The following is a 6,789-nucleotide window of genomic DNA, read 5'->3' as shown; positions in this document are numbered from 1 at the left end:
GGGGGGGCGGGGGGGGGGGGGCGGGTGTAAATTTATTTTCAACACCCCGCCCGCCCCCCCCCGCCCCCGGCCCCGACGCGCGGGACACGATGGTGGTGCACTGGGAGAGTCGCTGGAGACGAGCGCTTGACCAGCAAACGTCCTTTTCAGGTTGGCAGGACGCTCATGCCAGCCGATCAACCCAGCGCAGGCCCTGGTGCCGGTGAGGGCGTGGCGGCGCGCCTGTGGGGCGCCGAGGAGCGCAGGGCGGACGGGCTGCGGGCCTGCCGGAGGACAGGCCCGCTTCGTGAACTGACTCGCGGCATTTGTCCGAGCAGAGTGAACGCAGTGAACGTCGCGAGTTATGCCGCGGCCCGTCTGTCCGAGCACCGGAGGGCAGTCGGCGAAGCCGACCGCCCCACTTGAAGCGCCGACGCGCCCTCACCGGCACCAGGGCCGGACCACCGACCAAGAACCATCAACCACCAACCACCACCCGACGCGAAAGCAAAAAGAGCCGACACGGCATCACCGCGTCGGCTCTTTTCAGCGAAAGACCCGCGAAGAAGGCTCAGGCCGGCACAGCCTCGACCCCTGCACGATCCCAGTGCCGGTGCTTGGCGATGGCAGCGACGAAGGTCTGCGCAATCCCTTGCGCCTCTTCGTTCTCGCCCAGTTGCTGAGCCGGCGTCGCGGCCACCACCACGCCGGCTGGCGCGTCGGTCTTGCCCTCTTCCACACCGACCGAGGCCAGCAGTTGCGCCCCCTCACCCACCACGCAGATGGACTTGAGGTGCTTGAAGGCCTCCAGCACGAAATGCTGCGCCTCGCCATTGGCCATCAGCGTCTTGGCGTTCTCGGTGCCCGCCGGCACCAGTACCGCGTCGAACATCACCGACGGCATGTTGGTGAAGGTGGCATCCACCTCGACCTGCCGCTTCGATGCGCTCGTGACGCTGCCCAGACGCGGACCCACCACCTTGCACATCGCACCCGCCGACTCCAGCGCCTCGCGGATCGGCTTGAGCGAGGCCGAGTCGACGCCGTCGCTCACCAGGATCGCGATCTTGCGCGTCTTGATGCTGCCGTCGCCGGTGCCGATCATGCTCAGCGCGGGCGATTCCTCGATGGGGAGGTTGATCCGCGCCTCACGGTAGCCGGCCTGGCCTGCAGCAGCCTTGGCGTCGGGCGCCTCGATGCCCAGCGGCTCGGCCACACGGCGGGCCAGCTTTTCGTCCACATGCGCCAGGTTGTCCACCATGCGCTGGCGCACCGCGGGCACCTCCACCTTCGACAGCTCGAAGCGGAAGGCCGCAATGATGTGCTCCTTCTCCACGGCCGTCTGGCTGTTGAAGAACAGGCGCGCCTGCGTGAAGTGGTCGTCGAAGCTCTCGCTGCGGCGGCGCACCTTGGGCGACTCGACCGTCTCGGGGTAGGTCTGGAAGCCCTCGCTGTCGCCATCGACCCGGAACTCCGAGCCATTGCCCAGCGAGTTCGGCTCGTACGCCACCTGCCCGCGCGAAATGGTCTGGCGGTGCATGCCGTCGCGCTGGAAGTTGTGGAAGGGACAGACGCCGCGGTTGATCGGCAGCTCGTGGAAGTTGGGGCCGCCCAGGCGCGACAGCTGCGTGTCGGTGTAGCTGAACAGCCGGCCCTGCAGCAGCGGGTCGTTGCTGAAGTCGATACCCGGCACCACGTGGCCGGGGTGGAAAGCGACCTGCTCGGTCTCGGCGAAGAAGTTGTCGGGGTTGCGGTTGAGCACCAGCTTGCCCACGGGCGTGACCGGCACCATCTCTTCGGGGATCAGCTTGGTCGGGTCCAGCAGGTCGAAGCCCAGCGAATGCTCCTTGTCCTGCGGGATCAGCTGCATGCCCAGTTCCCATTCCGGGAAGTCGCCGTTCTCGATGGCTTCCCACAGGTCGCGGCGGTGGAAGTCCGGGTCCTTGCCGGCAATCTTCTGCGCCTCGTCCCAGACCAGGGCATGGCTGCCCAGCTTGGGCTTCCAGTGGAACTTGACGAAGTGGGCATCGCCCCGGCTGTTGATCAGGCGGAAGGTGTGCACGCCGAAGCCCTGCATCATGCGCAGGCTGCGCGGGATGGCGCGGTCGCTCATGGCCCACATCAGCATGTGGGTGGTCTCGGGCATCAGCGAAGCGAAGTCCCAGAAGGTGTCGTGCGCGCTGGCCGCCTGCGGCATGCCGTGGTGCGGCTCCTGCTTGACCGCATGGACCAGGTCGGGGAACTTCATCGCGTCCTGGATGAAGAACACCGGGATGTTGTTGCCCACCAGGTCCCAGATGCCTTCCTGCGTGTAGAACTTGACCGAGAAGCCGCGCACATCGCGCACCGTGTCGGCCGAGCTGGAGCCGCCCGCCACGGTGGAGAAGCGCACGAACACCGGCGTCTTCAGCGACGGGTCGTTCAGCAGGCCGGCGCGCGTGAACTGCGACATCGACTTGTAGACCTGGAAGTAGCCGTGCGCCGCACTGCCACGCGCATGCACCACGCGCTCGGGAATGCGCTCGTGGTCGAAGTGCGTGATCTTCTCGCGCAGGATGAAGTCTTCGAGCAGCGTCGGGCCGCGCACGCCCGCCTTGAGCGAGTTGTGGTTGTCCGCGATGCGCGTCCCCTGGTTGGTGCTCAGGTGCGGCAGCGGCAGCTCGGCGGTGGAGGCAGCCAGCTGCTCGATCTTGGCGTTCGTTGTGTCGGCCGTGCGGCCGCGGCGCGGGGCGGGGGACTTGCTCTTGGTGGGCATCGGGTGCTTAGAGAAGGAGGTGGGGCCGGTCAGCCGGCTTCGTTGTCGAGAAACACGTCGACGGCGTTGACCAGAGCGACCAGAGCGATCACGGCGGTCATGCCGGCGACGCCCCAGACCAGGAATTCGTCCAGCCAGGCGCTGTTGAGTGCGCTGACAAGGGCAGAGGTCAGTTCCATGGGAATCCTGCTTCGAGAAGGAAGTTGGGGGGGAACGCAGGCCGCTTCGTGCGAGGCATGCCCCTGACAGGTGGGCCGCGAATGTGACAAAGCGTAGGCCCGCGGTTTCGCCGGACGCGTAGTGACGCCACGCCGGCAGATGTGGGAGCGCCGAGCCCGACAAGGTAGGACATGGCCGACGCGCGGCGCACGCCTACACGGCGGGGCGCGAAGGCCTGTGGCACGAACGGTGCAAGGCCGTCTAGGCTCACGCACCCGCGCCGCGACAGTCCACCCCGGACGAAGGCCCGCCCTCCTCCCATGCTCATCCGCATCGGCTACGACATCGAACTGGCCCTGGCCGGACCCACCGCCGTGGTCTACCTGCTGCAGGTGCACCCCGACCGCGCGCACGATCTCGTCGCGCCGGAGCATCCGGTGGCCGATCCCCCCTTCTGGACCGACCACTATGTGGACGGCTTCGGCAACCGTTGCGCCCGCGTACGCGTGCCGGCCGGTCAGCACCGGCTGCGGCTGCACGGACAGGCCACCATCCACGATCCGGGTTGGCCCGACCAGCAGGACTGGGGCGCGCTGCAACACCCGGTGGACGAGCTGCCGCCCCAGACGCTGGCCTTCCTGCTGCCCAGCCGCTATTGCGAGGTGGACAGCGAACTGCTGGCCTTCGCCTGGGCCCAATTCGGCCAGACGCCGCTGGGCTGGGCCCGGGTGCAGGCCATCTGCGACTGGGTGCACCACCACATCCGCTTCGACTACGGCTGCGCCGATGCCGGCCGCACGGCGCTGGGCGGCTGGCGCCAGGGCGTGGGCGTGTGCCGCGACTATGCGCACCTGGCGGTGGCGCTGTGTCGCTGCATGAACATTCCGGCCCGCTACGTCACGGGCTACCTGGGCGACATCGGCGTGCCGCCGGTGCCCTACCCCATGGACTTCAGCGCCTGGTTCGAGGTCTACCTGGGCGGCCGCTGGCACACCTTCGATGCCCGCCACAACGTTCCGCGCATCGGCCGCGTGGTCATCGCCCGCGGTCGCGATGCCGCCGATGTGCCGATCACCATGGTGTTCGGCCAGCACCAGCTCAACCGTTTCGACGTGATCACCGAGGAAGTCAGGGGCTGAAGCCGAGCACCTGCATCGCGCGGGTCAGGCCCTGGCTGGGCACATCGGCCTCGTCCCAAGGGGCATTGCCCGTCGCCAGCCGCTCGCCGACGCTGGCCAACGTCCAGTGCGCGCCGCTCGTCAGGGTGGGCAACTCGTCCCACGCGACGGGCACCGACACGCCCAGCCCCGGCCGCGACCGTACCGACCAGGCGCTCACCGTCGTGGCGCCGAAGCCGTTGCGCAGGTAGTCGACAAAGATGCGGCCCACGCGGTTCTTCGGGCCGCTCTTGGCCACGAAGCGCTCGGGCAGCGTGCGGGCCAGGTGCTGCACCACGGCGCGGGAGAAGTCCTTGACCGTGTCCCAGCCATGCTGGCGGCGGATCGGCACGACCACGTGCAGGCCCTTGCCCCCGCTGGTCTTGAGCTGGGCCTGAAGCCCCAGCTCTTCCAGCAGCGTGCGCATCAGCAGGGCGCCTTCCTGCACATGGGCCCAGGGCACGCCTTCGCCCGGGTCGAGGTCGAAGGTCATGCGGTCGGGCTTGCCCAGCCCGCGCGAATGGCCGTTCCAGGTGTGGAATTCGAGCGTGTTCATCTGCGCGGCCGAGAGCAGGCCCTTGGCGCTGTCGATCTGCAGCAGCGGCTCATGGCCCGGGTCCAGCGCGGGGTCGAGCAGGCGCACGCCGGGCAGCGGCGCGTTCTGCACATGCTTCTGGAAGAACAGCTCGCCACCCACGCCGTCGGGCGCGCGCACCAGCGAGACCGGCCGGCCATGCAGGTGCGGCAGCATGAGCGGCGCGACCTGGGCGTAATAGGCGATGACCTCGCCCTTGGTGGCACCGCTGGCGCGGTCGATCACGCGGTCGGCATGGGTGATGCGCAGGTCGGCCGGCAGGTCGCTTTCGCTGCTCTCGCCGGCAACGACGGCCGGCTTGCGACGGCCCTTGGCGGATGCGGGCTTCGCCGCAGCCGCGCGCGCTTTCGGCCTGGGGGACGCGGCCTCTTTCGGCGTCGAATGTGCGTCCGCCTTCCCCGCGGCCCGCGGGGCCTTCCCGTCGGCAGTCGATGAATCCATGGCGTGCTCCCGAACGATCTGCCGCGCGGGCTTGTCGCTGCGCAGGCCCTGGAACACGGCCTGCCGCACCTTGCCTTCGCGCGTCCACTGGCCGAAGGCCACTTCCGCGACCAGCTCGGGCCGCACCCATTGCGCCTTCTCGCCCGCCGGCCGCGGGGTGAAGGGGCAATCGTCCTGCGCCAGCGCCTGCAGCTGGGCGTGCATCTCGGCCAGGCGCCGCTCGTCGAAGCCGGTGCCGACATTGCCGGCGTGCTTCAACTCACCCCGTTCGTCGTACACGCCCAGCAGCAGCGCGCCGAAGCCACTGCGGCTGCCGCGCGGCGCGGTGTAGCCGCCGATGACGAACTCCTGCCGCAGCTGGTGCTTGAGCTTGATCCACGCCGTCGAACGGCCGCTGATGTAGGGGCTGTCCAGCCGCTTGCCCACGATGCCCTCGAATCCGATGCCGGCCGCAGAGGCCAGCAGGTCGCGCGGCGTGGCGTCGAAGGCCTCGCTGAAGCGCAGCGAGGGCGGCAGCTCACCGGCGTCGAAGATGGCACGCAGGGCCTCGCGGCGCAGCGACAGTGGCTCATCGCGAAGGTCCCGGCCACCCACGAAAGGCGCGTCGAACAGCCAGTAGACGATCGGCGCCGTGGCCTGCAGGTCGAAGGCGTTCTGCAGGGCCTGGAAGTCGGGCGCGTCGTTGGTGCCCAGCACGCCGATCTCGCCGTCGAGCCAGGCATTGCGCACGGGCAGCTGCGCAAGTGCCCGCGCCAGCTCGGGCAGACGATCGGTCCAGTCGTGGCCATTGCGGGTGAAGCAGCGCACACGTCCGCGGCCGTCGATGTGGGTGAGCAGGCGGTAGCCGTCGAACTTGAGTTCCCACGCCCATTGCGCAGGCTCAGCCGGCGGGCCGTCGGCCAGCACGGCGAGCTGGGGGGCGAGGGTGTCGGGCAGCGCGGCGGCCACGCCCGGGAGGGGCGTCTCTTCGGCGTCCTTCGGCCTTCCCTTCCTGGCCGTGGCGTCGGCGCGTTGGGTGGCGGCTTTGCTCCGGCCGCGGATTGCAGGCTTGCTGGCGACCGGGGGATCGGGTTCTGCCGGCTCGGCGGCGGGGGCGGCATCGGGTTGGCCGATGTGCCGCACGCTGTCCGGCTCGGCCTCGGTCACGTCGTAGTCGGCCAGCGGCCGCGCGGCGGCATCCTCGTCCTTGATGAGCAGCCAGCTGGGTTTCTTCTCATCCTTGCCGTGCATGCGCGCCAGCGTCCAGCGGCCATGGAGCTTGTGGCCCTGCAGCGTGAAGCTGAGCTTGCCGGCGCGCAGGCCAGCGCGGGCATCGCCTTCGGGCACCCAGGTGCCGCGGTCCCACACGATCACCGTGCCGGCGCCGTACTGGCCTTCGGGAATGCGGCCCTCGAAATCGCCGTAGGCGATGGGGTGGTCTTCCACCTCCACCGCCATGCGCTTGACCGTGGGGTCCAGGCACGGCCCCTTGGGTACCGCCCAGCTCTTGAGCGTGCCGTCCAGCTCCAGCCGGAAGTCGTAGTGCAGCCGCGTGGCGTCGTGCTTCTGCACCACGAAGGCCAGCGCCTCCACGCCCGGCTCGCCGCCATGGCGGGGCTCGGGGGTGCGCTGGAAGTCGCGCTTGCGGTGGTAGGCGGCCAGGGCCTCGGCGGCGTCCGCCACGGGGGACGCGGCGACGGTACCGCGTGGACCCGGCATCTTGC

4 protein-coding genes are annotated in these 6,789 nt (G+C 69.5%); 1 reads left to right on the top strand and 3 read right to left on the bottom strand.

The features are described 5' to 3' along the window. Positions 1-550: 550 nt before the first annotated feature. Both katE and ABIC63_RS26000 read right to left on the bottom strand, forming a co-directional pair. Positions 551-2,734 carry a catalase HPII gene (katE, locus tag ABIC63_RS26005; RefSeq protein WP_294377338.1) on the bottom strand — a complete coding sequence of 728 codons (2,184 nt, stop codon included), beginning with the start codon at positions 2,732-2,734 and terminating at the stop codon, positions 551-553. A 29-nt stretch (positions 2,735-2,763) separates the two neighbouring features. After that, positions 2,764-2,913 carry a hypothetical protein gene (locus ABIC63_RS26000; protein ID WP_017761439.1) on the bottom strand — a complete coding sequence of 50 codons (150 nt, stop codon included), beginning with the start codon at positions 2,911-2,913 and terminating at the stop codon, positions 2,764-2,766. A 300-nt stretch (positions 2,914-3,213) separates the two neighbouring features. Between ABIC63_RS26000 and ABIC63_RS25995 the strand changes: the two genes are divergently transcribed. Beyond that, complete coding sequence (locus ABIC63_RS25995) at positions 3,214-4,032, top strand: transglutaminase-like domain-containing protein (protein ID WP_294377333.1); 819 nt, start codon at positions 3,214-3,216, stop codon at positions 4,030-4,032. Here the strand turns inward: ABIC63_RS25995 and ligD are convergent. Continuing rightward, positions 4,022-6,784 (bottom strand): DNA ligase D, encoded by a 2,763-nt coding sequence (ligD, locus tag ABIC63_RS25990; RefSeq protein WP_354321895.1) that lies wholly within the window; start codon positions 6,782-6,784, stop codon positions 4,022-4,024. The genes ABIC63_RS25995 and ligD overlap by 11 nt on opposite strands. Between the last annotated feature and the right edge of the window lie 5 nt (positions 6,785-6,789).

The sequence above is a fragment of the Pseudacidovorax sp. 1753 genome, assembly GCF_040544975.1.
In the GTDB taxonomy this organism is placed as follows: domain Bacteria; phylum Pseudomonadota; class Gammaproteobacteria; order Burkholderiales; family Burkholderiaceae_C; genus Xenophilus.
The sequence above is the reverse complement of the archived record's forward strand: the minus strand, read 5'-3'. Positions and strand labels throughout refer to the sequence as shown.

Coding starts and splice junctions, on each gene's coding strand:
- katE (WP_294377338.1), bottom strand. CDS start 2,734: ATGCCCACCAAGAGCAAGTCCCCCGCCCCGCGCCGCGGCCGCACGGCC.
- ABIC63_RS26000 (WP_017761439.1), bottom strand. CDS start 2,913: ATGGAACTGACCTCTGCCCTTGTCAGCGCACTCAACAGCGCCTGGCTG.
- ABIC63_RS25995 (WP_294377333.1), top strand. CDS start 3,214: ATGCTCATCCGCATCGGCTACGACATCGAACTGGCCCTGGCCGGACCC.
- ligD (WP_354321895.1), bottom strand. CDS start 6,784: ATGCCGGGTCCACGCGGTACCGTCGCCGCGTCCCCCGTGGCGGACGCC.